17 protein-coding genes are annotated in these 22,810 nt (G+C 73.8%); 14 read left to right on the top strand and 3 right to left on the bottom strand.

The window, feature by feature from the left end; all coding sequences use genetic code 11:
• The first annotated feature begins 17 nt into the window (after positions 1–17).
• From ACH34Q_RS04230 to ACH34Q_RS04220, 3 genes are all read left to right on the top strand, one after another.
• Complete coding sequence (locus ACH34Q_RS04230; RefSeq protein WP_395981380.1) at positions 18–776, top strand: methyltransferase domain-containing protein; 759 nt, start codon at positions 18–20, stop codon at positions 774–776.
• Positions 777–796: 20 nt separating this feature from the next.
• Positions 797–2,059, top strand: coding sequence for a DNA polymerase IV (locus ACH34Q_RS04225; RefSeq protein ID WP_395981379.1), 1,263 nt, complete (start codon positions 797–799; stop codon positions 2,057–2,059).
• A 150-nt stretch (positions 2,060–2,209) separates the two neighbouring features.
• Positions 2,210–2,632 carry a DUF3040 domain-containing protein gene (locus ACH34Q_RS04220; protein WP_395981378.1) on the top strand — a complete coding sequence of 141 codons (423 nt, stop codon included), beginning with the start codon at positions 2,210–2,212 and terminating at the stop codon, positions 2,630–2,632.
• 55 nt (positions 2,633–2,687) lie between these two features.
• Here ACH34Q_RS04220 and ACH34Q_RS04215 read toward each other — a convergent pair whose 3' ends face one another.
• From ACH34Q_RS04215 to ACH34Q_RS04205, 3 genes are all read right to left on the bottom strand, one after another.
• Positions 2,688–5,276, bottom strand: coding sequence for a DUF3488 and DUF4129 domain-containing transglutaminase family protein (locus ACH34Q_RS04215; protein WP_395981377.1), 2,589 nt, complete (start codon positions 5,274–5,276; stop codon positions 2,688–2,690).
• A complete protein-coding gene (locus ACH34Q_RS04210; protein ID WP_395981376.1) occupies positions 5,273–6,538 on the bottom strand; it encodes a DUF58 domain-containing protein in 1,266 nt (421 codons plus the stop codon). Before ACH34Q_RS04210 ends, ACH34Q_RS04215 begins: the two co-directional genes overlap by 4 nt.
• 158 nt (positions 6,539–6,696) lie before the next feature.
• Entirely contained in the window at positions 6,697–7,689 is a 993-nt protein-coding gene (locus tag ACH34Q_RS04205) for an AAA family ATPase (RefSeq protein ID WP_395981629.1), read from the bottom strand.
• 587 nt (positions 7,690–8,276) lie between these two features.
• Here ACH34Q_RS04205 and mraZ point away from each other — a divergent pair.
• The 11 genes from mraZ (at position 8,277) to murC (ending at position 22,733) form a co-directional block, all read left to right on the top strand.
• A complete protein-coding gene (gene mraZ / locus ACH34Q_RS04200; protein ID WP_395981375.1) occupies positions 8,277–8,708 on the top strand; it encodes a division/cell wall cluster transcriptional repressor MraZ in 432 nt (143 codons plus the stop codon).
• Between the two features lie 270 nt (positions 8,709–8,978).
• Positions 8,979–9,959 (top strand): 16S rRNA (cytosine(1402)-N(4))-methyltransferase RsmH, encoded by a 981-nt coding sequence (rsmH, locus tag ACH34Q_RS04195; protein WP_395981374.1) that lies wholly within the window; start codon positions 8,979–8,981, stop codon positions 9,957–9,959.
• Positions 9,956–10,684: a hypothetical protein gene (locus ACH34Q_RS04190; protein WP_395981373.1), complete on the top strand. Its 729-nt coding sequence runs from the start codon at positions 9,956–9,958 to the stop codon at positions 10,682–10,684. The genes rsmH and ACH34Q_RS04190 overlap by 4 nt, the downstream gene beginning before the upstream one ends.
• 253 nt (positions 10,685–10,937) lie before the next feature.
• On the top strand, positions 10,938–13,139 hold the full coding sequence (locus tag ACH34Q_RS04185; RefSeq protein ID WP_395981372.1) for a penicillin-binding transpeptidase domain-containing protein: 2,202 nt from the start codon (positions 10,938–10,940) through the stop codon (positions 13,137–13,139).
• 93 nt (positions 13,140–13,232) lie between these two features.
• On the top strand, positions 13,233–14,843 hold the full coding sequence (locus ACH34Q_RS04180) for a UDP-N-acetylmuramoyl-L-alanyl-D-glutamate--2,6-diaminopimelate ligase (protein ID WP_395981371.1): 1,611 nt from the start codon (positions 13,233–13,235) through the stop codon (positions 14,841–14,843).
• Complete coding sequence (gene murF, locus ACH34Q_RS04175) at positions 14,840–16,261, top strand: UDP-N-acetylmuramoyl-tripeptide--D-alanyl-D-alanine ligase (RefSeq protein WP_395981370.1); 1,422 nt, start codon at positions 14,840–14,842, stop codon at positions 16,259–16,261. Before ACH34Q_RS04180 ends, murF begins: the two co-directional genes overlap by 4 nt.
• On the top strand, positions 16,258–17,319 hold the full coding sequence (gene mraY / locus ACH34Q_RS04170) for a phospho-N-acetylmuramoyl-pentapeptide-transferase (protein WP_395981369.1): 1,062 nt from the start codon (positions 16,258–16,260) through the stop codon (positions 17,317–17,319). Before murF ends, mraY begins: the two co-directional genes overlap by 4 nt.
• On the top strand, positions 17,316–18,782 hold the full coding sequence (gene murD / locus ACH34Q_RS04165; RefSeq protein ID WP_395981368.1) for a UDP-N-acetylmuramoyl-L-alanine--D-glutamate ligase: 1,467 nt from the start codon (positions 17,316–17,318) through the stop codon (positions 18,780–18,782). Before mraY ends, murD begins: the two co-directional genes overlap by 4 nt.
• A 4-nt stretch (positions 18,783–18,786) precedes the next feature.
• A complete protein-coding gene (ftsW, locus tag ACH34Q_RS04160) occupies positions 18,787–20,046 on the top strand; it encodes a putative lipid II flippase FtsW (protein WP_395981367.1) in 1,260 nt (419 codons plus the stop codon).
• Between the two features lie 142 nt (positions 20,047–20,188).
• Positions 20,189–21,280: an undecaprenyldiphospho-muramoylpentapeptide beta-N-acetylglucosaminyltransferase gene (gene murG, locus ACH34Q_RS04155; protein ID WP_395981366.1), complete on the top strand. Its 1,092-nt coding sequence runs from the start codon at positions 20,189–20,191 to the stop codon at positions 21,278–21,280.
• 22 nt (positions 21,281–21,302) lie between these two features.
• Positions 21,303–22,733 (top strand): UDP-N-acetylmuramate--L-alanine ligase, encoded by a 1,431-nt coding sequence (murC, locus tag ACH34Q_RS04150; protein WP_395981365.1) that lies wholly within the window; start codon positions 21,303–21,305, stop codon positions 22,731–22,733.
• Positions 22,734–22,810: the final 77 nt, after the last annotated feature.

Genomic DNA, 22,810 nt, shown 5'->3' with positions numbered 1-22,810 from the left:
ACAGTAGGGGGACGGCCGTGGCGACCCGGCAGGGAAAACGTACCTGGGGCGGCGGCGGCCGGGTGCGCAGCGCCGTCCTCTGGGACGCGCTGCGCAAGGTCCTCGACCGCATCGACCCCGATTCGGGTCCCCGGGACATCGTCGACGTCGGCGGTGGCACCGGCGGTTTCGCGGTGCCGCTGGCCGAGCTCGGGCACCGGGTCACCGTGGTGGACGCCAGCCTGGACGCGCTGGCCGCCCTCGAGCGGCGCGCCGACGAGTCGGGCGTCACCGTACGCGCCGTCCAGGGCGACGCGGCCGACCTGCCCGACCTGCTCGGCCGGGACGCCGCCGACCTGGTGCTGTGCCACAGCGTGCTGGAGTACGTCGACGACCCGGCCGCGGTCATGGCCACGCTCACCACGGTGGTGCGGCCGGGCGGCTCGGTCAGCGTGCTGGTCCCCGGCCAGGTGGCCGCGGCGCTGGCCCGCGCCGTCGCCGGGCACTTCGACGACGCGCGCCGGGCCCTGACCGACCCGTCCGGACGGTGGGGCGAGCACGACCACACCCCGCGCCGGTTCACCCGCCAGTCGCTGTCGGCACTGGTGGAGAACGCCGGCCTGCGGGTCGGCGCGCTGCACGGCGTGCGGATCTTCGCCGACCTGGTGCCGGCCGGGCTGCTGGACGCCGAGCAGGACGCGGCCGAGGCCCTGATCGCCCTGGAGTCGGTCGCCGCCGTCCACCCCGTCCTGCGCGAACTCGCGACCCAACTCCACGTCGTCGCAGATCGTGTTTAGCGCCAGGGCAAGGCCATGAAATGAGCCGAAAGCAGCAGCTGCACCGGCCGGGGCCGCAGCCGGGGCCGCCTGGGGATGACACCGGCTGCCCGATCCTGCACGTCGACATGGACGCCTTCTTCGTCAGCGTGGAGCTGCTGGACCGGCCCGAGCTGCGCGGACGTCCGGTGGTCGTCGGCGGGGCGGGCGGGCGCGGGGTGGTCGCGGCCGCCTCGTACGAGGCCCGCGAGTACGGCGTGCACTCGGCGATGCCGATGAGCCGCGCGCTGCGGCTGTGCCCGCAGGCCGTGGTGCTGCCGCCCCGGCACGAGAAGTACTCCCGGGTCTCGGCCGCGGTCTTCGAGCTGTTCCGTACCGTGACCCCGCTGGTGGAGCCGCTCTCGCTGGACGAGGCGTTCCTGGACGTGGCCGGTGCCGGCCGCCGGATGGGGCCGCCCGCCACGGTGGCCCGGCAGATCCGCGAGCAGGTACGCGAGCAGCAGGGCATCACGTGCTCGGTCGGCGTGGCCAGCACCAAGTTCGTCGCCAAGCTGGCCTCCACCCGGTGCAAGCCTGACGGGCTGCTGGTGGTGCCCGCCGACGGCGTCGAGGAGTTCCTGCATCCGCTCCCGGTCGCCGCGCTGTGGGGGGTCGGGGAGCGCACGGAGGAGTCCCTGAAGCGCCTGGGGCTGCGAACCGTGGGCCAGATCGCCCAGGTGTCCCTGGCGACGCTCCAGCGCGAGCTGGGGAACGCGCTGGGCAATCACCTGCACGAGCTGTCGTGGGGCCGCGACCCCCGGGCCGTCGTCACGCACACCCCCGAAAAGAGCATCGGTGCCGAGGAGACGTTCGACACCGACATCGACGATCCGGAGACGATCCGGCGCGAGCTGCTGCGGCTGTCGGAGAAGGTGGGCGCCCGGCTGCGGGGCAGTGGGAACGCCGGGCGTACGGTAAGCGTCAAACTGAGGATGGCGAACTTCAAAACGATCACACGGGCGCGCACCCTCCGCGAGCCCACCGATCTTTCGCGTGTGATCTATATCACAGCCTGCGAGCTCTACGAGGCCGCGGGCCTGGAACGGGTACGACTTCGGTTGGTGGGCGTCCGGGTGGAGAACCTGGGCCCCGCCGATCAGGCCCCCCGCCAGCTGGCACTCGGCGAACCCGAGACCGGCTGGAGAGAGGCCGAACGCGCGATGGACCAGGTCGCGCACCGGTTCGGCAGCGGTGCCGTCCGGCCGGCCGCACTGGTCCGCCGCGCGGACCACGGTGACGGCAGTGACGACGGGGACACAAGATGACGGCAGCGGACGTGGACATGACCTTCTTGTGGTCTCCGGTTGGCCGTTTGCTTTCGTCCCCTCGTTCCGCCTCGTATTCTGGGCATATCACCGTTGAGGTTCCTGTCCTGCATCGGATACCCCGTCGCGGGGCTGTCGTTGGGAGGCGCTGTGCCGCTCTCTGAGCACGAGCAGCGCATGCTCGAGCAGATCGAGCAGGCGTTGTACGCCGAGGATCCGAAGTTCGCTCACGCGGTCCGCTCGACCAACCCCCAGGTCCATTACAAGCGCCGGATCGTCAAGGCCGCCCTCGGTTTCGTGCTGGGTGTGTGCGCCTTGATGACCGGTCTCGTCATGAACGCTGGCACGGTCACGATCGTGGTGAGCGTGACCGGATTCCTGCTCATGGTCATCTGCTGTGTCTGGGCACTGACCAGCTGGAAACGCATGACCGGGGTCGGCACCGAGGCCGCCGCCCCACCGGGCGCCGCGCCCCCTGCCGGTGGCCACCAGGGCCGCCGCCGCGAGCGGTCGCGCCCGGGTTTCATGGAGCGCATGGAGGAGCGTTGGCGCCGCCGCTCCGAAGGGGAATGACCCGAGGGCGCACGACCCGAAGGTCGGCCCCTCGGGGGCGCGTCCTCTCCCCGCCCTAGCGGCGGGCGCGGGCCTGGGTGATCCGGGCGGAGAGGCGTTCGCGCAGGCCGTACAGCCGGGCCCTGGCCCGGTCGAGCCGCACGGTCGCCTCCATCGCCCGGGTACCCGCCGACCGGAATGCCGCCAGGCTGGTCGGCGGCAGGTACCGGGCCTGCAGGCGTGCCCTGCGGCTCACGGCGGCGGCGAACGCCTCCCGTACGGTCCGCACGTCCGCCCGGAGCGACTCGGCCGGCGGAACGGGATGCGACCGCGAGTACCGGGCCAGCTCCTCGGCCTGGGCGATCCGTCCCAGCGCCCCGCTGCTGTCGGCGTCGAGCTCCAGCAGCTCGCCCAGCCGCCGCGCCGCCGCGCGGGGCGTGTCGCTGGGCTTCCAGACGAGGCCATGATCCACGGCGTCCGCCCGCAGCTCCCGCCATGCCGCATGCGCGACGTGCCCGGGATCGAGCTCGGCCGCGGCGCCGTCCGTACCGGCGAGACCGTCCGCCTCGCGTGCGGCGTCGGCCTTGCCGCGCTTGGGCAGGGCGTCTTCCAGATCGCCGAGACCGTCCCGGCGGGGCGAGGACCGCCTGCGCCGCGGGACGGCCGCCGCCCAGCGCCGGCGCCGGGACACCGCCCGTACGGTCACGGGGGCGGCCAGGAGCATCAGTACCAGCAGGGCCGCGGCGAACAGGCCGGTCATCAGCCCCGGCCCGCCGTCGTCCTCCAGCTCCGGGGCCGCGCCCATGGGGCCCTGGTCCTGGGGCCGCTGGGGCCCTGCCTCCGTCGGCCCGGCGGTCGGCCCCTCGGCCGGTGAGTCGTCGGCGTTCGGTGCCTCGGCATCGCCCGGCTCCGAGCCGGCGCCGATGGTCACCGGGTCGGTGTAGGAGGGCATCGTCGCGGTGCCCTGCCCGGCCGCCCCGGCGGGCGTGGGCTCGAACCGCACCCAGCCGCTCCCAGGGAAGTAGAGCTCCGGCCACGCGTGCGCGTCGCGCGAGCGCACCACCCACTGGCCGGGCGCGGTCTGGGTACCGGGGGTGTACCCCATGGCGACCCGGGCCGGGATACCCAGGATGCGGGCCATCAGCGCCATCGCGGCCGCGTACTGCTCGCAGTAGCCGCGCTTGGTGTGCAGCAGGAACCCGGTCAGGTCGTTGCCGTGCTGGGGCGCGGGCGCGGACAGGTCGTACTGGAAGCCGCCGTCGTTGGTGAACCACTTCTGCAGCCGTACGGCCTGGCCGTGGGCGGTGGTGGAGCCCTTGGTGACATCCTGTGCCAGCTGCCGGATCTGCGCCGGGACGTTGCGCGGCACCACGGTGTACGGCGTCACGATGTCGCTGGGATAGGAGCCCCCGCTCGACAGCTGTTCCGGTGTCGGCTCGGCCTTGACGCTACTGACCTCGTACGAGCGGCCGCCCGCCGAGTCGCGCAGCGAGTAGACCATCAGCGACGGTGCGTGCACCCGCCAGTCGCCGTCGATGGACAGCCGGGACGGCGCGTACGGCACCGGCAGGAACGTCATGTTCCTGACCTGGCGGCGCACGTCGACCTTGGTGGTCACCCGCCGGCTGTCGGCCTCGCTCAGCCCCGGCGGCTTCGGCAGGTCCCGGGACGAGATGCGGTCCCGCGCGGTGCTCTCCAGCGGGCTGTAGGTCCACCGGTCGCCGTCGAACCGGTCCAGCGAGTACAGCCGCAGGTAGTCGGGCTCCTCGTCGGTCGTCCGGTACGTGAGGACGACCGAGTCGTCGGCCCGGGTCAGCTCCCGCTTCAGGCTGACCAGCGGGTCGGGGGTGGTCACGTTCTGGGTGCTGCCGCCGCCACCGCCGCCGCCCAGCCCGAAGAAGCCGCGCGGGTTGAGGCCCGGCACGGCGATCGGGACCAGCACGGCCAGCGCGACGGCGGCGAAGCCGATCCGGCGGCCGCTGGCCGCCAGCGAGCTGGAGTCGGGCCGCCGCCGGCCGTCGTCGGCGGGCCCCCGGTCGCCGGACCCGGCCAGCGGGACCTCCTCGGTCCAGCGCCGGCCGAGCACCACCCGCCCCCAGCCGCCGACGCGCTCCCGCGAGTCGGTGACCAGCAGCGCGAGGTAGCCCATGGCGCCGATGCCGAACGCGAACCAGCCGATGCTCTCCTCGCGGACGGCGGCGGGCACGCTGTACATCGCCAGCAGCGGCAGCCCGGCGGGCGCGGCGCGCCGCATCCGTACCGCCAGCAGGTCGACGGCGGCGGCCACCAGCCCGATGCCGGTGGCCGCCAGCAGCGCGATCCCGGGGACCAGCGGCACCGGGGCCGCGTACCGGTTGACCGCGTCCCAGCCCTCGCCGTACAGCTCGCCCAGCCGGCCCAGCGAGGACGGCGTGGGCACGATGCCCAGCCAGGCCTCACCGGCCGCGAAGTGCGCGGTCAGGTAGAGGTGCAGGAGCGCCAGCCCGCCCAGCGCGCTGACGATCGCGGGTGCGCGGAACCGGCGGACCAGCAGCCCGCCCGCGGCGACCGCGAGCACGGCCCCGAACCCCGACCAGAACCAGGTACTGCGGGCGAACAGCGGGTACAGCCCCGCCGTACCGGCCAGCGTGGCCAGCCCCGCCATGATCGTCATACGGATCCTCATGAGGCACCCCTGGCGAACTCCTCGCCCGACTGGTCGGCGGCCGCCCAGGCCCCCGCCAGCTCGGCCGCCGACCGGACGACCACCACCCGCCATCCCCCGGCGCGCAGCAGCCTGGCCGGCCCCGCGGCGTATCCCGATCCCGGTCCGCTGGCCGGCTTCGGCGCGTGTACGGGCGGCCCGGCGTGTTCCGGAGGAACGGCGTCGATCAGGACCGCGACGTGGCTGGCGTTGCCGGGACGCGCCGCCGCCACCGCGCCGGCCTCCTCGACGCTCAGGATGCCGAACACGGCGATGACGAGGCCGTCGCCGTCGCGGCCCTGGCCGCCCGACCCGCGCAGCGCGGCCATCCCGGTCGTCAGGGAGCGGTTCCTGGAGGTACGGGCCACCGCGAGCGCGTCCAGCAGCGCTCCCTCGAAGGCGCCCTCGTACGCCACCGAGCGCGGCAGCACCTCGCCCGCGTCGGTCACCAGCCGCAGGCCCATCCCGGCCCGGCCCAGATGCGACCCCACCGAGGCGGTGACCGAAACCGCCTGCTCGAACGACGACGCCTGCCCCTCACCCCAGTACGCCGTGCGGCGGGTGTCCAGGAAGAGCGTGCCGCTGCTCTGCCAGTGCTGCTCCTCGCGCCGTACCATCAGCTCTCCATGCCGGGCCGTCGAGCGCCAGTGCACCCGCCGCAGATCGTCGCCGTGCCGGTACTCGCGCGGGGCGATGTCGTCCTCGCCGGCCAGCGCGACCGTACGGGCCAGGCTGTCGCCGCCGCCCGTCCAGGCGCCGCCGAGCCGGTCCGGCGGCAGCGCCACGATCGCGGGCGTGACCGTGAGCGTGTCGGACAGGCTGAACGAGCGGATCAGTTCCACCATCCCGAACGGGTCCGCCAGCCGTACGGTCAGCGGCCCCACCCGGTAGCGCCCGCGCACATCGGACCGGATCCGGTAGCTCAGCTCGCGGCACCCGCGCGGCTCGATCCGCTCCAGCACGAACCTGGCCCGCCCGCCGAGGGTGAACGGGACCTGGTCCTCCACCATCAGCAGCCCGCTGGGCAGCCGGGAGACGTTCTCCAGCCGCAGGTCCACCCGCGACTCGTGGCCGACGGGCAGCCGCGAGGGGTTCAGCCGGCGCGCGCACGCCAGCCGGTAGCGGGTCCGCGACACCGCCAGCGTGGACAGCAGCGGCAGGACCAGGACGAGCACCCCGGCCCGCAGCAGGTCGCGCTCGCCCAGGACGAAGGCGCACACGATCGCGGTCGCCCCGGCGGCCACGAAGGACCTTCCCCGAGTGGTCAGGCCGGCCAGCGCTCTTCTCAACGGTCACTTCCCGGAGGCGGTCGATTCATCTGGGGACCAAAGGTGTTCATCTGGGACCAACAGTGTCTGGGACCAGCGGTGTCTTGGGGATCAACGGTGTTCTGCGGAGGACGTCACGCCCTGGGCGAGGGCACCGGAAGGCGGCCGACCAGCTCGGTGACGACGTGCTCGGGGCGCCGCCGTTCGACCTGGGCCTCGGCCGTGGGCAGCAGCCGGTGGGCCAGCACGGGCACCGCCAGCTCCTGCAGGTCGTCGGGCCGCACGTAGTCGCGCTCGTCGAGCGCCGCGTACGCGCGGGCGGCGCGGATCAGGTGCAGGGTGGCGCGGGGGGAGGCGCCCAGCCGCAGGTCGGGATGGCTGCGGGTGGCGGTGACCAGGTCGACGGCGTACTGCTTGACCTGGGTCGCCACATGCTGCCGCCGGACCACCTCGATCAGCCGGCGCACGTCGCCGGCGTGCGCCACCGGGCTCAGCCGGTCGAGCGGCGAGGACTGCCCGTGCACGTCCAGCATCTCCAGCTCGGCGACCGGGTCGGGATAGCCCATCGAGATCCGGGCGGTGAACCGGTCGCGCTGCGCCTCCGGCAGGGGATAGGTGCCCTCCATCTCCACCGGGTTCTGGGTGGAGATCACCATGAACGGCCGCTCCAGCGGGTAGGTGGTGCCGTCCACCGTGACCTGCCGCTCCTCCATGCACTCCAGCAGCGCCGACTGGGTCTTGGGGGACGCGCGGTTGATCTCGTCGCCGACCACGATGTTGGCGAACACCGGGCCCGGCTTGAACTCGAACTCGCGCAGCTCCTGGTTGTAGGCGCTGACCCCGGTGATGTCGCTGGGCAGCAGGTCGGGGGTGAACTGGACGCGCCGTACCGAGCAGTCGACGGACCGGGCGAGCGCCTTGGCCAGCATCGTCTTGCCGACCCCGGGCACGTCCTCGATCAGCAGGTGCCCCTCGGCCAGCAGCACCGTCAGCGCCAGCCGCACCACCGAGGGCTTGCCCTCGATCACGGACTCGACCGCGTCCCGGATCTTGCCCGCGACCTGGACCAGCCCGTCGAGCCCCGCTGGACGGGCCGGGGGCGCCCCGGGTCCGGCGGGCGCCTCCATGAACGACTCGCCGTGCGTGCCTACTGCCACCAGCAACCCTCCTCAGCCGAACGGCCGCGCGTCTCGGCACCGGCCGCGCCGGGGACCGGTGCCACCGGCGGCGCGGGACTCCCTGGCGAGACCCGGTACGGCATGGCTCCCGCCCTGGTTCACATGCCCCGGCCGTGTGCCCTGTTCCAATGACGGGCCTGATGCTTGTTTCCCACGACAACGTGTTTCCCACGACAGTACGTCGTCGGGCACTGTGTCGCGATGTTCATGTCGAACGGGAGCCCATTGTGCTCCAAAGCCGTACCGGACAGCACCGGCCGCCCCGAAACGGCGCCCGTGGTGTGGCCCGTGGCGCGCACCGCCCTGACCGTTTGTTGACAGAGCGTCCAGGGATGCGCCCGCGCGGCGCGTCCCGAACCGGGCACGCGCGGTGGGCCTCCGCGCGCCCCACTCCGCACCACCGCCTCTGACCTGCGGCTTTCCGGCGCGTTACCGCGCGAGCGAGATGTTTTCGTAGTTGACGGTGGGGAAGAGTGGAGTAGAGTGGGGCGCCGTGGGGGAGCAGTGGCGCCCACCGCGGCGTGGGAGGTGGGGCGGTGTTTCTCGGCACCCACTCACCGCGTCTCGACGACAAGGGACGACTGTTCCTGCCGGCGAAATACCGCGAGGAGCTGTCGGGGGGATTGGTGATCACGAAGGGCCAGGAACGCTGCCTGTACGTCTTCCCCATGGCGGAGTTCCAGCGCATCACCGAGGCGCTGCGGTCCGCGCCGGTCACCGAGAAGGCGGTGCGGGCCTACAGCCGGGTCTTCTTCGCCAGCGCCTCCGACGAGGTCCCCGACAAGCAGGGACGCATCACGATCCCGCCACCGCTGCGCGCGTACGCGGGGCTGACCCGGGACTGCACCGTCATCGGGGCCAACACGCGCCTGGAGATCTGGGACGGCGCGGCCTGGGAGGCCTATCTCGAGCAGGAGGAGCAGGCCTTCGCCGATGTCTCGGAGGAGGTGTTGCCCGGGATCCTCTGAGCATTCACTCGTCGGTCCGATGACCGGCACTGGCCCACGTTCGGCCAGGTCTCCAGCCGCTCTCCGGCCAGCTGGCGCAGCTTCCCCGGCGCCAGACGGCGACCCCCCGCGGACACGCGGTGATCTTCCTCACGGGCAGCGGATGGGGACCTGGCCGGGCGAGGCCGCCGGAGGGGGCCCCGCGCCGAGCAGGACACGGCCGGGCGGGACACATCGGACGGGCGATGCCACGCAGTCCGCGAGCGTAGTGGCAGCACGAGGGGGTGGAACATGGACGGGGGCGACCCTGTGACCGGGGCCGGTCACGTACCGGTCATGCTCGATCGCGTACGGGAACTCCTGGGCCCGGCCGTTCTGCGGGTGTCCGGCCGCGCGCCGGTCTATCTCGACGGCACCCTCGGGCTCGGCGGCCACGCCGAGGCCATGCTCGACGCCCATCCCGGGCTGCGCCTGATCGGGCTCGACCGCGACACCACGGCCCTGGACCGCTCCGCCCGCCGGCTGGCGCGCTTCGGCGACCGGGTCACGCTCGAGCACGCCGTCTACGACGAGCTGCCCGAGATCCTCGACCGGCTGGGCGTCCCGCACGTCGACGCCGCGCTGTTCGACCTCGGGGTGTCCTCCCCGCAGCTGGACGAGGCCGAGCGCGGCTTCGCCTACGCGCAGGACGCCCCGCTCGACATGCGGATGGACCGTACCCAGAGCCTGACGGCGGCCGAGGTGGTCAACGGCTACCCGCCCGCCGAGCTCGCCCGCATCCTGCGCGAGTACGGCGAGGAGCGGTTCGCCCAGCGGATCGCCGCCGCCATCGCCCGCGAGCGCGAGCGCGCCCCACTCGACTCCACCAGCCGGCTCGCCGACCTGGTGCGCACCTCGATCCCCGCCGCCACCCGCCGTACCGGGGGCAACCCCGCCAAGCGGACCTTCCAGGCGCTGCGCATCGAGGTGAACGGGGAGCTGGACACCTGGCGGCGGGCACTGCCCGCCGCGCTCGGCGCACTGCCGGTCGGCGGCCGGATCGTCGTGCTGGCCTACCACTCCCTCGAAGACCGCATCACCAAGCGGACCCTGGTCGCGCAGGCGGCCGACACCACACCGCCGGGGCTGCCCGTTCCACTGCCCGCGCACGAGCCGCGATTCCGGCTGCTCACCCGCGGTGCCGAGGTGCCCTCCGAGACGGAGACCACGACCAATCCACGGGCCGGATCGGTGCGGCTGCGCGCCGCCGAGCGGCTCCGGGAGGCGACATGACGACGACGACCGGCCGGCCGGCCACGGGGCGTCCGCCGGGCAAGGCCCCGGCACGCAAGCGCACCGGATCCGCCGCAGCGCCCGCCAAGCCCGCCGCGACCGGCACCAGGGGGGCGCCGGTCAAGCCGGCCAAGCCCGCACCGCCGGCCGCTCCGGCCAAGAAGACGAAGGCCGCGGGCCCGGCCAAGAGCACGGCCCCGGCCAAGAGCACCAAGGCCACGAGCGCGACCAAGGCCACGAGCTCGGCCAAGACGGCCAAGGCGGTCAAGAGCGCTCCGTCCCGGGCGGCGCAGCCGTCGGGGCGCCGCTCCGGCCGCGTCGCGGCGCCGCCGCGCACCCCCTTCGTGCTGCTCATCTGCGGGCTCATGGGCGGCGCGCTGGTGAGCCTGCTGCTGCTCAACACCGTGCTCGCCGAGGACGCGTTCACGATGAGCCGGCTCCAGCAGGACAACAAGCTCCTCGGCCAGCAGGAGCAGGCGCTGCAGGAGCACATCGCCCGCGAGGAGTCGCCCGAGAGCCTGGCCGACAAGGCCGAGGCGCTCGACATGCAGCGGCCGGTCCGGCTGGCGTACGTCGATCCCAACACCAGCCGGGTGGTGGACGGCTCGGGGCGGCCGATCCCGCATTCCACGGCGGCGGCCGCCGCAGCGGCGGGCGTGCTCGGCTTCCCCGGTGCGATCGTGCCCCTGGAGGGCGTGACCGCCCCGGCGACCGGGACGCCGTGACGGGCGCCGGGCGCGAGATGGAGCGGGGGACCGGGTGACGGCGGGGCCGGGACGCGGAGCGGCGGGCCCGCCGCCTGGCCGCAAGCGCGGTACCCAGGGACGGACGTCCCGGGGCCCGGCCGGTGGCTCCAAAGGCGGGGACGACAAGAGCGGCCCGGGCGCGGCGCGCGCGTCCGGGCGCCCTACGGGCAACCCATCCCGGTCGCCGGGCGGCTCGAGTGCCTCGGGTGCCCGGCGACCGGCCCGTAACGGCATGGTGCCGCCGCAGCGCAAGAGCGGCGGCAGCGGTACGAAGGGCGCCGGCAAGCCGGAAGCCGGCAAGAAGGCGGACCCCGGTAAGAAGGACACGCGGAAGCAGGAAGCGCGGAAGCAGGACGCCGGTACCAAGCGTCCGGGCGCCAGGAAGCCCGCTCCCGAGCGCGCGCCCAAGAAGGCGGCGCCGGCACGGAGCAGCGCGAAGAGGGGCGAGGCCAAGAAGACCGCCCCCGGCAAGCGCCCCGCGGGCAAGGCGGCACCGCCGAAGACCGCACCCCCCAAGACCCCGAAGATCCCCAGGACCCCGAGGACCGGCCCCCGGCTGCGCCGTCCCGGCCAGGCCGCCTCCGGCCGCGGCACGTCCAGCCGCCAGGAGCCGCCGGTCCCGCGCCGGCCCAGGCCCGGCGGGGGCGGTTCCGGTGGCGGGCCGCCGAGGCGCAGGCCGCCGCGCCCGCGCGTCCCGTTCCACCGCCGCGATCCGGTCAAGCGGCTGAACGTGGGGCTGCTGGTCGTGGCGTTCGTGCTGTCGCTGTTCGCCGGGCGGCTGGTCCAGCTGCAGACGATCGAGTCCGGGACCTACAGCCGGCTGGCGATGCAGCAGCGGATGCAGAAGATCGACCTGCCCGCGGGCCGCGGCGACATCACCGACGCGCAGGGCAACCCGCTGGCGATCACGATGGAGGCGAAGGCGATCTTCGCCGACCCGTACATCATCAAGCCGGACAAGCGGCAGAAGATCGTGGACGCGCTGGCCCCGGTGCTCGGGCTCGACCCCGCGTACGTGCTGAAGGTCATCAGCAGGCCCGACACCCGGTTCGAGTACCTGGCGCACGGCGTCCGCCCCGACCAGGCGCGGCTGGTGACCGGCTTCGAGTTCCCCGGCATCGGCACGCTGCCGGAGTACCGCCGGCAGTATCCGAACGACTCGCTGGCGGCCAGCGTCGTAGGGTTCGTGAACGCGGAGGGCAAGGGCGCGGCCGGCCTCGAGTACTCGATGAACGACCGGCTCGCGGGGCGCGACGGCTGGCACCGGGTCGAGATCGGCCTGAACGGCCAGCACATCCCGATGGGCGAGGACCAGAAGCAGCCGCCGGTGCCCGGCCAGGGGCTGCGGCTCACGCTGATGCGCGATGTCCAGTTCCATGCGCAGCGGGCGATCGAGAAGCAGGTCAAGGCGACCGGCGCGCGCAGCGGCAGCGTCATCGTGATGGACCCGCGCGACGGCCGGCTGGTGGCGATGGCCTCCGCGCCCGGCTTCGATCCCAACGACTACGGCGACTCCGACCCCGACCGGTGGGGCAGCCCCATCGTCCAGGAGGCGTACGAGCCGGGCTCCACCGGCAAGGTCGTCACCGCCGCCGCCGTGCTGGAGAAGGGCGGGGTACGTCCCGACACCCCGTTCACGGTGCCCGACAGCATCAAGAAGTACGACCGCACCTTCAGCGACTCGCATCCGCACCCGACCGAGCGGCTCACGTTCGCCGGGGTGCTGGCCACGTCCAGCAACGTCGGCACGATCCTGGCCAGTGAGCGGATCTCGCCGCAGACGCTCTACCAGTTCCTGCGCGACTTCGGCTTCGGCGAGAAGACCGGGATCGGGCTGCCCGCCGAGACCGCGGGAAACCTGCAGCCGCCCGCCAAATGGTCGGGCACCGACCGCTACCCGATCGCGTTCGGCCAGTCCATGTCGGTGAACGCGCTGCAGATGGCCAGCGTGTACGCCACCATCGCCAACGACGGCGTACGGGTGAAGCCCAGCCTGATCGCCGGGACCACCGGCGAGGACGGGGCGTTCACCGCGGCGCCGCGGCCGGAGAGCAAGCAGGTGATCAGCGCCGAGACCGCCAAGCAGATCCGGGACATGCTGGAGGGCGTCATCTCCAAGGAGGGCACCGCCCCGAAGGCGCGGATCCCCGGCTACCGGGTGGCGGGCAAGACCGGTACCGCCGAGATGGTCAACCCGGGCAACGGCCAGTACGACGGCACCCGCTACACCGCCTCGTTCACCGGGTTCGCGCCGGCCGACGATCCCCAGCTGGTCGTCCAGGTCGTCCTGCAGGAGCCCAGGAAGGGGAACCACTATGGTGGCGATGCGGCGGCTCCGGTCTTCAAGGACGTGATGGGCTTCGCGCTGCAGAGCCGCAAGATCCCGCCGACCGGGAGCGAACCGCCGACTGTCAAGATCCGCGCCCGCGACTGAGCGCAGCGAGTACTCTCTCTCGCCGTGAGCCCAGCATCCGTGTCCAGGCCGGCAACGTCGCCGGCCCCCTCGACCCGTACCGAAAGAAACGCCATGCGCCCGACGACCAACCCGGCCCGTCCGCTCTCCGGGCTCGTGGCGCTGCTCGGCGCCGCGAGCCGTGGCGGCGACCCGGACGGCGTCGCGGTCACCGGCATCACGCACGACTCGCGCGCGGTGCGGGCGGGCGACCTGTACGCGGCGCTGCCCGGCGCCCGCGCGCACGGCGCCCAGTTCGCCGCCCAGGCCGCCAAGGCGGGTGCGGCGGCGATCCTGACCGACCCGGCGGGCCGCGACCGCGCCGCCGCGACCGGGCTGCCGGTGCTGGTCACCGGCGACCCGCGGGCCTGCCTGGGCGCCGCCGCGGCCTGGGTGTACGGGGAGCCCGCCCGCGATCTGACGCTGATCGGGGTGACCGGCACCAGCGGCAAGACCACGACGGTGTACCTGCTGGAGGCGGGGCTGCGCGCGGCCGGGGTGGAGACCGCCGTGGTCGGCACCGTGGAGATGCGGATCCAGGACGCCCGGCTGCCCAGCTCGCTGACCACGCCGGAGGCCACCGACCTGCACGCGATCTTCGCGATGATGCGCGAGCGCGGGGTCGGCGCCGCCGCCATGGAGGTCTCCAGCCACGCGCTGGAGCAGGGCCGCGTGGGCGGCGCGCACTACGACGTCGCGATCTTCACCAACCTGTCCCAGGACCACCTGGACTACCACCCGACCATGCGCGACTACTTCGCGGCCAAGGCCCGGCTGTTCACGCCGGAGTACTCCCGCGTCGGCGTGGTCAACCTCGACGACCACTACGGCCGCGAGCTGATCGCGATCGCCGGGATACCGCTGACCACGTTCTCGGCGGGCGGTGACCCGGCCGCCGACTGGCGCGCCGAGGACGTGCGGGTGGGCGCCGACGGCAGCGTGTTCCGGGTGGTCGGTCCCGGCGGGATCGAGGCCGACGCGGCCGTCCAGCTGACCGGGCCGTTCAACGTGGCCAACGCGCTGTCGGCGATCGTGGCGCTGGTGGAGGCGGGCATCCCGCTGCAGACGGCGGTGCACGGTGTGGCCGCGCCCGCCGGGGTGCCGGGGCGATTGGAACGGGTGGACGAGGGCCAGGAGTTCGTCACGCTCGTCGACTACTCGCACAAGCCGGGCGCGGTGGAGGCCGTGCTCACGGCGCTGCGCCCGGTCACCGAGGGCCGGCTGTCGATCGTGCTCGGCTGCGGCGGCGACCGCGACCGCGGCAAGCGGCCGCTGATGGGCGAGGCCGCGGCGCGGCTGGCCGACCTGGCCTACTTCACCGACGACAATCCCCGGTCCGAGGATCCGCTGGCGATCCTCGCCGCTATGGTCGAGGGCGGGCTCAAGGTGCCGCAGCCGCACCGGGCCCGCCTGGTGATCGAGCCCGACCGGGCCGCCGCGATCGGGCTGGCGATCGAACGGGCCCGCCGCGGCGACGTGATCGTCGTCGCCGGCAAGGGGCACGAGCAGGGTCAGTACGTGGCGGGCGAGGTGTTCCCCTTCGACGACCGCGAGGTCGTCCGGGAGGCGCTGCGGCGCCGCGCCGCGGCCACCGCGCACGACGCGGGCGGGCCGGAGGGCCGGCAAGGTCAGGGCCGGCAGGGTCCGGGCGGGCAGGACGTGAGAGGGGACGGGACGCAGGCGTGATCCCACTTCCGCTGTCGGAGGTCGCGAAGCTGACGGGCGGCACCCTGGCGGGTGCCACCGCCGCGAGCGCTCCCGGCGATCCACCGATCACAGTGACGGGGCCGGTGGTCATCGACTCCCGGCTCGCCGGGCCCGGCGCGCTGTTCGCGGCGTTCCGGGGTGAGCGCGTCGACGGGCACGACTTCGCCGCCGCCGCGTTCGCGGCCGGTGCCGCCGGGGTGCTGGCCGAACGGCCGCTGAACGGGCCCACCGTCGTCGTCGACGACGTGCAGCGCGCGCTCGGGCTGCTCGCCCGGGGCGTTCTGGAACGGCTGCCCGACGTCACCGTCATCGCGGTCACCGGCTCGGCCGGCAAGACCTCCACCAAGGACCTCATCGCCCAGATCGTGGAGCACGCCGGGCCCACGATCGCGCCGCCGGGCTCGTTCAACAACGAGATCGGGCTGCCGCTGACCGTGCTGCGCGCCGACGAGTCGACCCGGTACCTCGTCCTGGAGATGGGCGCGCGTGGGGTCGGTCACATCTCCTACCTCACCGGCATCGCCCCGCCCGGTGTCGGCGTGGTGCTGAACGTGGGCTCCGCGCACATCGGCGAGTTCGGCAGCCGGGAGGGCATCGCGGCCGCCAAGGGCGAGATGGCCGAGGCCGTGCCCGCCGGCGGCACCGCGATCCTCAACGCCGACGACCCGCTCGTGCACGCGATGGCGGCCCGTACCGAGGCCGGCGTCGTGACGTTCGGCCGCGCCGCCGAGGCCACCGTACGGGCCGAGGACGAGTGGCTGGACGAGGCGGGCCGGCCCAGGTTCTCGCTGGTCACGCCCGAGGGAACGGCCCCGGTCGAGCTGTGCCTGCACGGCTCGCACGCGGTCGCCAACGCGCTGGCCGCGGCCGCCGCGGGACGCGCCGCGGGCCTGCCCGCCGACGTGGTGGCGGGGGCGCTGTCGCGGGCCCGGCCGGCCAGCCGGTGGCGGATGGAGGTCACCGAGCGGGCCGACGGCGTCACGATCGTCAACGACGCCTACAACGCCAATCCGGAGTCGACCCGGGCCGCCGTCGACGTGCTGACGCACATGGCCAAGGGCCGCCGCGCGTTCGCGGTGCTCGGCGAGATGGCCGAACTCGGGTCCGGTTCTGTGGCGGAACATGCCAAGATCGGGCAGCATGTCGCGCGCAGCGGCATCGCCGGCCTCGTGGTCGTCGGCGCGAACGCCGCGCCGATGGCCCAGGGGGCCGGCCAGGTGGCGTCATGGACGGGAGAGTGCGTACAGGTGGATGACGTCGGCGCGGCGGTGACCGCGCTCAGCGGGCGGCTCAGGCCGCGGGACGTCGTACTGGTGAAGGGCTCTCGCGTCGCCGGGATGGAACGGATCGCAGAGCGGCTGCTGCACGGCGGCCCCGCCGAAGGGGACCGCACGTGACCAACATCATCATCGCGGCCGGGGTCGCGCTGATCATCGGCATGGTCGGCACCCCGGTGTGGATCCGGATCGTCAACCGGCTGGGCTACGGCCAGATGATCCGCGAGGAGGGGCCCTCCGGGCACCACGGCAAGCGCGGCACGCCCACCATGGGCGGCACGGTGTTCATCGTCGGGTCGCTGGCCGGCTACGCCGCCGCGCACCTGTTCACCGGGACCGCGCCGACCGTGTCGGGCCTGCTGGTGCTGTTCCTGATGACCGGGCTCGGCCTGGTCGGCTTCGTGGACGACTACATCAAGGTGTTCAAGCAGCGCAGCCTCGGCCTGCGCAGCAGCGCCAAGATGATCGGCATCATCCTGGTCGGCGTGATCTTCGCGATCGCGTCGCTGAACTTCCCCAACGGGTACGACATCACCCCCGCCTCCCCGCACCTGTCGTTCCTGCGCGACTTCGGCCCCTCGATCGGCCCGTACCTGTTCGTGGTGTGGGCGCTGCTGCTGATCGCGGCGATGTCCAACGGCGTCAACCTGACCGACGGGCTGGACGGCCTGGCCGCCGGCCCGGCCGGCATGGTGCTGGCCGCCTACGTGATCATCGGGAACTGGCAGCTGCGCAACAGCTGCTACGACTTCGCGCTGGCGCCCAACTGCTACAGCGTGCGCGACCCGCTCGACCTGGCGGTGGTCGCGGCGGCGGTGCTCGGCGGCGTGTTCGGCTTCCTGTGGTGGAACGCCCCGCCGGCCAAGATCTTCATGGGCGACACCGGCTCGCTGGCCCTGGGCGGCGTGCTGGTGGGCCTGGCGATCCTGACCCGGACCCAGTTCCTGCTGGCCATCCTGTGCGGCCTGATCGTGATGATCACGCTGTCGGTGATCATCCAGGTCGGCGGGTTCAAGATGACCAGGAAACGGGTCTTCAAGATGGCGCCGCTGCAGCACCACTTCGAGCTGTCGGGCTGGGCCGAGACCACCATCGTCGTCCGCTTCTGGCTGATGTCGGCGCTGTTCACCGCGGTCGGCCTCGGCCTGTTCTACCTGGAATGGATGCCCAAGAATTGATCGCGAAGTCGGGGGACGGCACGTCGGGGGAGTGGGCGGGCCGCAGGGTCTGCGTCGCCGGCGCGGGGGTGTCGGGACGGGCCGCGGCCCGCGTCCTGGCCGACCGCGGCGCCCTGGTGACCGTGGTCGAGGGCCGTGACGGCGACGAGCAGCGCGCGCACGCCGCCGAGCTGGAGGCCCGCGGCGTCACCGTACGGCTGGGCGACGGCGACACGCTGCCCGAGGGCACCGAGCTGGTCGTCATCTCCCCGGGCTGGCGCCCCGACGCACCGCTGGCCGTGGCCGCGGCCGCCGCCGGGACCGAGATCTACGGCGAGGTCGAGCTGGCCTGGCGGCTGCGTCCCGAGGGTGCGGCGCCCTGGCTGGCGATCACCGGCACCGACGGCAAGACGACCGTGGTGCGGATGCTGGCCCGCATGCTGGAGGCCGCCGGGCACGACGCGCTCGCCGTCGGCAACGTCGGCACGCCCATCGTCGAGGCGGTCCTGGAGAAGCACGACGTGCTCGCCGTCGAACTGTCCAGCTACCAGCTCTACTGGTCGAGCTCGCTCGCGCCGCTGGCGGCGAGCGTGCTCAACCTCGCGCCCGACCATCTCGACTGGCACGGCTCCATGGAGGCGTACGCCGCCGCCAAGGCCAAGATCTTCGCCCCCGGCACCATCGCCGTGTGCAACGACGGCGATCCCGGGGCGGCGGCGCTGGCCGGGAGCGCGGCGCGGCGCGTCGGTTTCACCCTGGACGTGCCACGGCCCGGGCAGCTGGGCGTGGTCGAGGAGCTGCTGGTCGACCGCGCGTTCACCGCGGACACCCAGCGCGAGGCCGCCGAACTGGCCGCGCTCGCCGACGTACGCCCGTACGCGCCGCACAACGTCGCCAACGCGCTCGCGGCCGCGGGGCTCGCCCGCGCCTTCGGCGTCCCGCCCGAGGCCGTACGGGACGGCCTGCGCGCGTTCGTCCCCGACCCGCACCGCATCCAGCATGTCGCGGCGGTCGGCGGCGTCACGTACATCAACGACTCCAAGGCCACCCAGCCGCACGCCGCCGCGGCCTCGCTCGCCGCGTACGAGCCCATCGTGTGGATCGCGGGCGGGCTGCTGAAGGGCCTGGACGTCGACGACCTCGTCCGGTCCTGCGCCGGCCGGCTGCGCGGTGCGGTGCTGATGGGCCGTGACCGGGCCCGGATCGCGCAGGCACTCGCGCGACACGCGCCGGATGTGCCGGTCGTGGACGTTCCGGACACCGACACTGGGGCGATGGACCGCGTCGTGAACCAAGCCGCCGCCCTGGCCCGCCCCGGCGACACCGTGCTGCTCGCCCCGGTCGGGGCCTCCTTCGACATGTTCGCCAACTACCCGGCGCGCGGCGACGCGTTCATCGCGGCGGTACGCCGCCTGGAGGGCGACACCCGCGACCCTGGCGACGCGGGCACGGGCGCGGGTACGGGCAACGGCGAGCCCGGCTGACGGGGTGAGCACCGCGCTACCGGCCGAGGAGCGGTCGCCGCGGCGCTCGGGGCCGCGCGAGCAGGCCGCGGCCGTGCTGGGCCTGCTCGACCGCCCGCTGACCTCGTACTACCTCGTCCTGGGCTGCACGTTCATGCTGCTGGCGCTGGGCCTGGTCATGGTGCTGTCGGCGTCCACGGTCGACCAGATCCAGGCGACCGGCTCGGCCTACACGCTGCTCCAGAAGCAGGCGCTCTGGGTCGCGATCGGCCTGCCCGGCATGTGGCTGGCCTCGCGGCTGCCGGTCAAGACGTTCCGGGCCATGGCGTACCCGCTGCTGCTGCTGTCGGCCGTGGCGCTGGCGATGGTGCTGGTGCCGGGCCTGGGCCAGTCGGCGAACGGCGCCACCCGGTGGATCGCGCTGGGCCCGTTCCAGTTGCAGCCGTCCGAGCCCGCCAAGCTGGCCCTCGTCCTGTGGGGCGCCGACCTGCTGGCTCGCAAGGAACGGCTCGGCCGGCTCACCGAGTGGCGGCCGCTGCTGGTCCCGCTGCTGCCGGGCGCCGGCGTGCTGGTGCTGCTGGTGATGCTGGGCAGCGACCTCGGCACCACGCTGGTGCTGCTGACGATCTTCCTGGCGCTGCTGTGGGTGGTCGGGGCCCCCGGCCGGCTGTTCGTCGGCATGGCGGGGCTGGTGGGCATGCTGGTCTCCATCCTCATCGTGGTCGAGCCGTACCGGATGCAGCGCCTCACCGGCTTCCTCGACCAGTCCGCCGACACCTCGGGCATCCGCTACCAGGGCACCCAGGGCGTGTACGCGCTGGCGTCCGGCGGCTGGTTCGGGACGGGGCTGGGCGAGGGACGGGCGAAATGGGACTTCCTTCCCCATGCCGAGACCGACTTCATCTTCGCGATCGTCGGGGAGGAGTTCGGCCTCGTCGGTACGCTCGTGGTGCTCGGCCTCTTCGGGCTGCTGGCCTACGCGGGCCTGCGGATCGCCCGGCGGGTCAAGGACCCGTTCACCCGGCTGGCCGCGGCCGGCGCCACCGCCTGGCTGGTGGTCCAGGCGATCGTGAACATCGGGGCGGTGATCGGCGTGCTCCCCATCACGGGGATCCCGCTGCCGCTGGTCTCCTACGGGGGGTCGGCGCTGATCCCGACCCTGATCGCGCTCGGAATGCTGCTGGCGTTCGCCAAGCGGGAGCCCGGCGCGCGGCAGGCACTGGCCGCACGGGGTCCCGGACCGGTCCTGCGGGCCCTAAGCTGGCTGGGCCTGGCACGGCGCTGAATCCCCCGACCGGGGGTGCCGGGCGGCCCGGCTACGGTTGGGACCGCGGACACGCGGCGCGAGGCGGATCCCTTTCCGCCTCGACCCACCCTGGGGCCCGCGGCACCGCCACGACGAACATGCTGAGGAGTTGTCAACGAGCATGAGGGTTGTCCTGGCCGGCGGTGGCACCGCCGGACACATCGAGCCCGCCCTGGCCCTTGCCGACGCGCTGCGACGCAACGATCCCCAAGTGGGCATCACCTGCCTCGGCACCGAGCGGGGGCTGGAGACCCGGCTGGTCCCGCAGCGGGGCTACGAACTCGCCCTGATCCCGCCCGTGCCGCTGCCCCGTACGCTGACCCCCCAGCTGCTGACGGTGCCCGGCCGGCTGCGCGGCGCCATCAACGCCGCCGCGAACGTCCTCGACCAGGCCCAGGCCGACATCCTGGTCGGCTTCGGCGGGTACGTCGCGACCCCCGGCTACCTGGCCGCGCGCAAGCGCAAGGTGCCGATCATCGTGCACGAGGCCAACCCCAAGCCGGGGCTGGCCAACAAGCTCGGCGCCCGGTTCACCGAGCACGTCGCGGTCTCGCACAACGACTCGCCGCTGCCCGGTGCCCGGTACGTCGGCATCCCGCTGCGCCGCGAGATCGCCACCCTGGACCGGCTGGCGATGGGCGACAAGGCCCGGTCCTACTTCGGGCTGCTGCCCGACCTGCCCACGCTGCTGATCTTCGGCGGCTCGCAGGGCGCCCGCTCGCTCAACCGCGCCTCGGTGGCGGCGGCCCCCGCGTTCCGGCAGGCCGGCATCCAGGTGCTGCACATCGTCGGCCCCAAGAACACCGAGGAGCCCGAGCCGATCTCCGGCGGGCCGCAGTACGTCACGATCCCGTACTGCGACAGGATGGACCTGGCCTACGCGGCGGCCGACATGGCCATGTGCCGGGCCGGGGCGATGACCTGCGCCGAGCTGGCGGCGGTGGCGCTGCCCGCGGCGTACGTCCCGCTCCCGATCGGCAACGGCGAGCAGCGGCTCAACGCCGAGCCGATCGTGGCGGCCGGCGGCGGCCTGCTGGTCGACGACGCCGAGCTGACGCCGGAGTGGATCGCGGCCAACCTGCTGCCGGTGCTGGGCGATCCGGCACGGGTGGCGCACATGTCGGAGGCGGCCGGGCGGATGGGCCGCCGGGACGCCGACGCGGCGCTGGCGCAGATGGTGTACGAGGTGGTCCGAGGGGCGGGGCGCGCGTGAACGAGGGGACGGCGATCAGCCGATGGGCCTGATCAGTCAGGGCGAGGTCGTGCCGGCCGAGGCGCTGGGCCGGGTGCACTTCATCGCGATCGGCGGGGCCGGCATGTCCGGCATCGCGCGGATCATGCTGAAGCGCGGCATCGCGGTGTCCGGCAGCGACGCCAGGGACTCCGAGCTGCTGGCGCAGCTCGGCGATCTGGGCGCCAAGGTGTTCGTCGGCCATGACGCGGCCTACCTCGGCGACGCCGACACGGTGGTGGTCTCCACCGCGATCCGGGAGGCGAACCCGGAGCTGGTCGCGGCCCGCGAGCGGGGCCTTCGGGTGCTGCACAGGTCGGCGGCGCTGGCCGCGCTGATGGCCGGCCGCCGGGCGGTCGCGGTGGCCGGTACGCACGGCAAGACCACCACGACATCGATGCTGACGGTGGCGCTGCAGCACGCCGGGGCCGACCCGTCGTACTGCATCGGCGGCCAGCTGGTCACGACCGGGCTGGGCGCCGACGAGGGCCGCAGCGACATCTTCGTCGCCGAGGCCGACGAGAGCGACGGCTCGTTCCTGATGTACGCGCCGCGGATCGCGGTGGTGACCAACGTCGAGGCCGACCATCTCGACAACTACGGCGGCTTCGACGAGGTCAAGGAGAACTTCGCCCGGTTCGTCGACCGCGTCGAGCCGGGCGGGACGCTGGTGCTCGGCGCCGACGACCCGATGGCGATGGAGCTGGCCGCGCCGGCCCGCGAGCGCGGCCTGACCGTCCTCACGTACGGCGTGGCGGCGGGCGCCGACCTGCGGGTGAGCGGGTTCGCTCCGCGCGGCCTGGGGTCCCGGTTCGAGGTCGAGGGCGTCGGGGAGGTGCGGCTGGGCGTTCCCGGCCGGCACAACGCGCTCAACGCCGCGGCGGTGCTCGCGGTCGGGCGCGCGCTCGGCGTCGACCTGGGCGCCGTACGGGACGGGCTGGCCGAGTTCGGCGGGGCGATGCGCCGGCTGGAGCCCAAGGGCGAGGCGGCGGGCGTCGAGGTGTTCGACAGCTACGCGCACCACCCCACCGAGCTGACGGCCGACCTGTCGGCCACCCGCGACTACGTCCAGCAGAAGGCCGAGGCCTCCGGCGGGCCCGGCGGCCGGATCGTGGCGGTCTTCCAGCCGCACCTCTACAGCCGGACCCGCTTCTTCGCCGCCGAGTTCGGGGCGGCGCTCGGCCTCGCCGACGTCGCCGTGGTGCTGGACGTGTACGGGGCGCGCGAGGACCCCGAGCCGGGTGTGACCGGTCTCATGGTCGCCGAGCACGTCCCCGAGGGCACCGTGTGGGAGTACGTCCCGGACGATGCCGAGGTGACCGCCGCGGTGGTCCGGCTGGCCGAGCCCGGTGATGTCGTCATCACGCTCGGGGCGGGCGACGTCACCCGCCTCGGCCCCGAGATCCTCGCCCGGCTGGCGGCCCCGGCCGGCTGACCGTACCGGCCGGCGGACCGTACGGGCGCGAGTGATCTCGGCGGCGTGGGCGTGGGCTCCCGGGTCCTGGACCCGAA

The organism is Actinomadura sp. 9N407, assembly GCF_044326315.1.
GTDB lineage: Bacteria > Actinomycetota > Actinomycetes > Streptosporangiales > Streptosporangiaceae > Spirillospora.
Note: the sequence above shows the minus strand (reverse complement) of the source record. Positions and strands in the feature narration are given on the sequence as shown.

What these genes read in the sequence shown, in the direction of transcription:
- ACH34Q_RS04225 (WP_395981379.1), top strand. Translation starts at nt 797, where the DNA reads ATGAGCCGAAAGCAGCAGCTGCACCGGCCGGGGCCGCAGCCGGGGCCG.
- ACH34Q_RS04215 (WP_395981377.1), bottom strand. Translation starts at nt 5,276, where the DNA reads ATGAGGATCCGTATGACGATCATGGCGGGGCTGGCCACGCTGGCCGGT.
- ACH34Q_RS04205 (WP_395981629.1), bottom strand. Translation starts at nt 7,689, where the DNA reads ATGGAGGCGCCCGCCGGACCCGGGGCGCCCCCGGCCCGTCCAGCGGGG.
- rsmH (WP_395981374.1), top strand. Translation starts at nt 8,979, where the DNA reads ATGGACGGGGGCGACCCTGTGACCGGGGCCGGTCACGTACCGGTCATG.
- ACH34Q_RS04190 (WP_395981373.1), top strand. Translation starts at nt 9,956, where the DNA reads ATGACGACGACGACCGGCCGGCCGGCCACGGGGCGTCCGCCGGGCAAG.
- ACH34Q_RS04185 (WP_395981372.1), top strand. Translation starts at nt 10,938, where the DNA reads ATGGTGCCGCCGCAGCGCAAGAGCGGCGGCAGCGGTACGAAGGGCGCC.
- ACH34Q_RS04180 (WP_395981371.1), top strand. Translation starts at nt 13,233, where the DNA reads ATGCGCCCGACGACCAACCCGGCCCGTCCGCTCTCCGGGCTCGTGGCG.
- murG (WP_395981366.1), top strand. Translation starts at nt 20,189, where the DNA reads ATGAGGGTTGTCCTGGCCGGCGGTGGCACCGCCGGACACATCGAGCCC.
- murC (WP_395981365.1), top strand. Translation starts at nt 21,303, where the DNA reads ATGGGCCTGATCAGTCAGGGCGAGGTCGTGCCGGCCGAGGCGCTGGGC.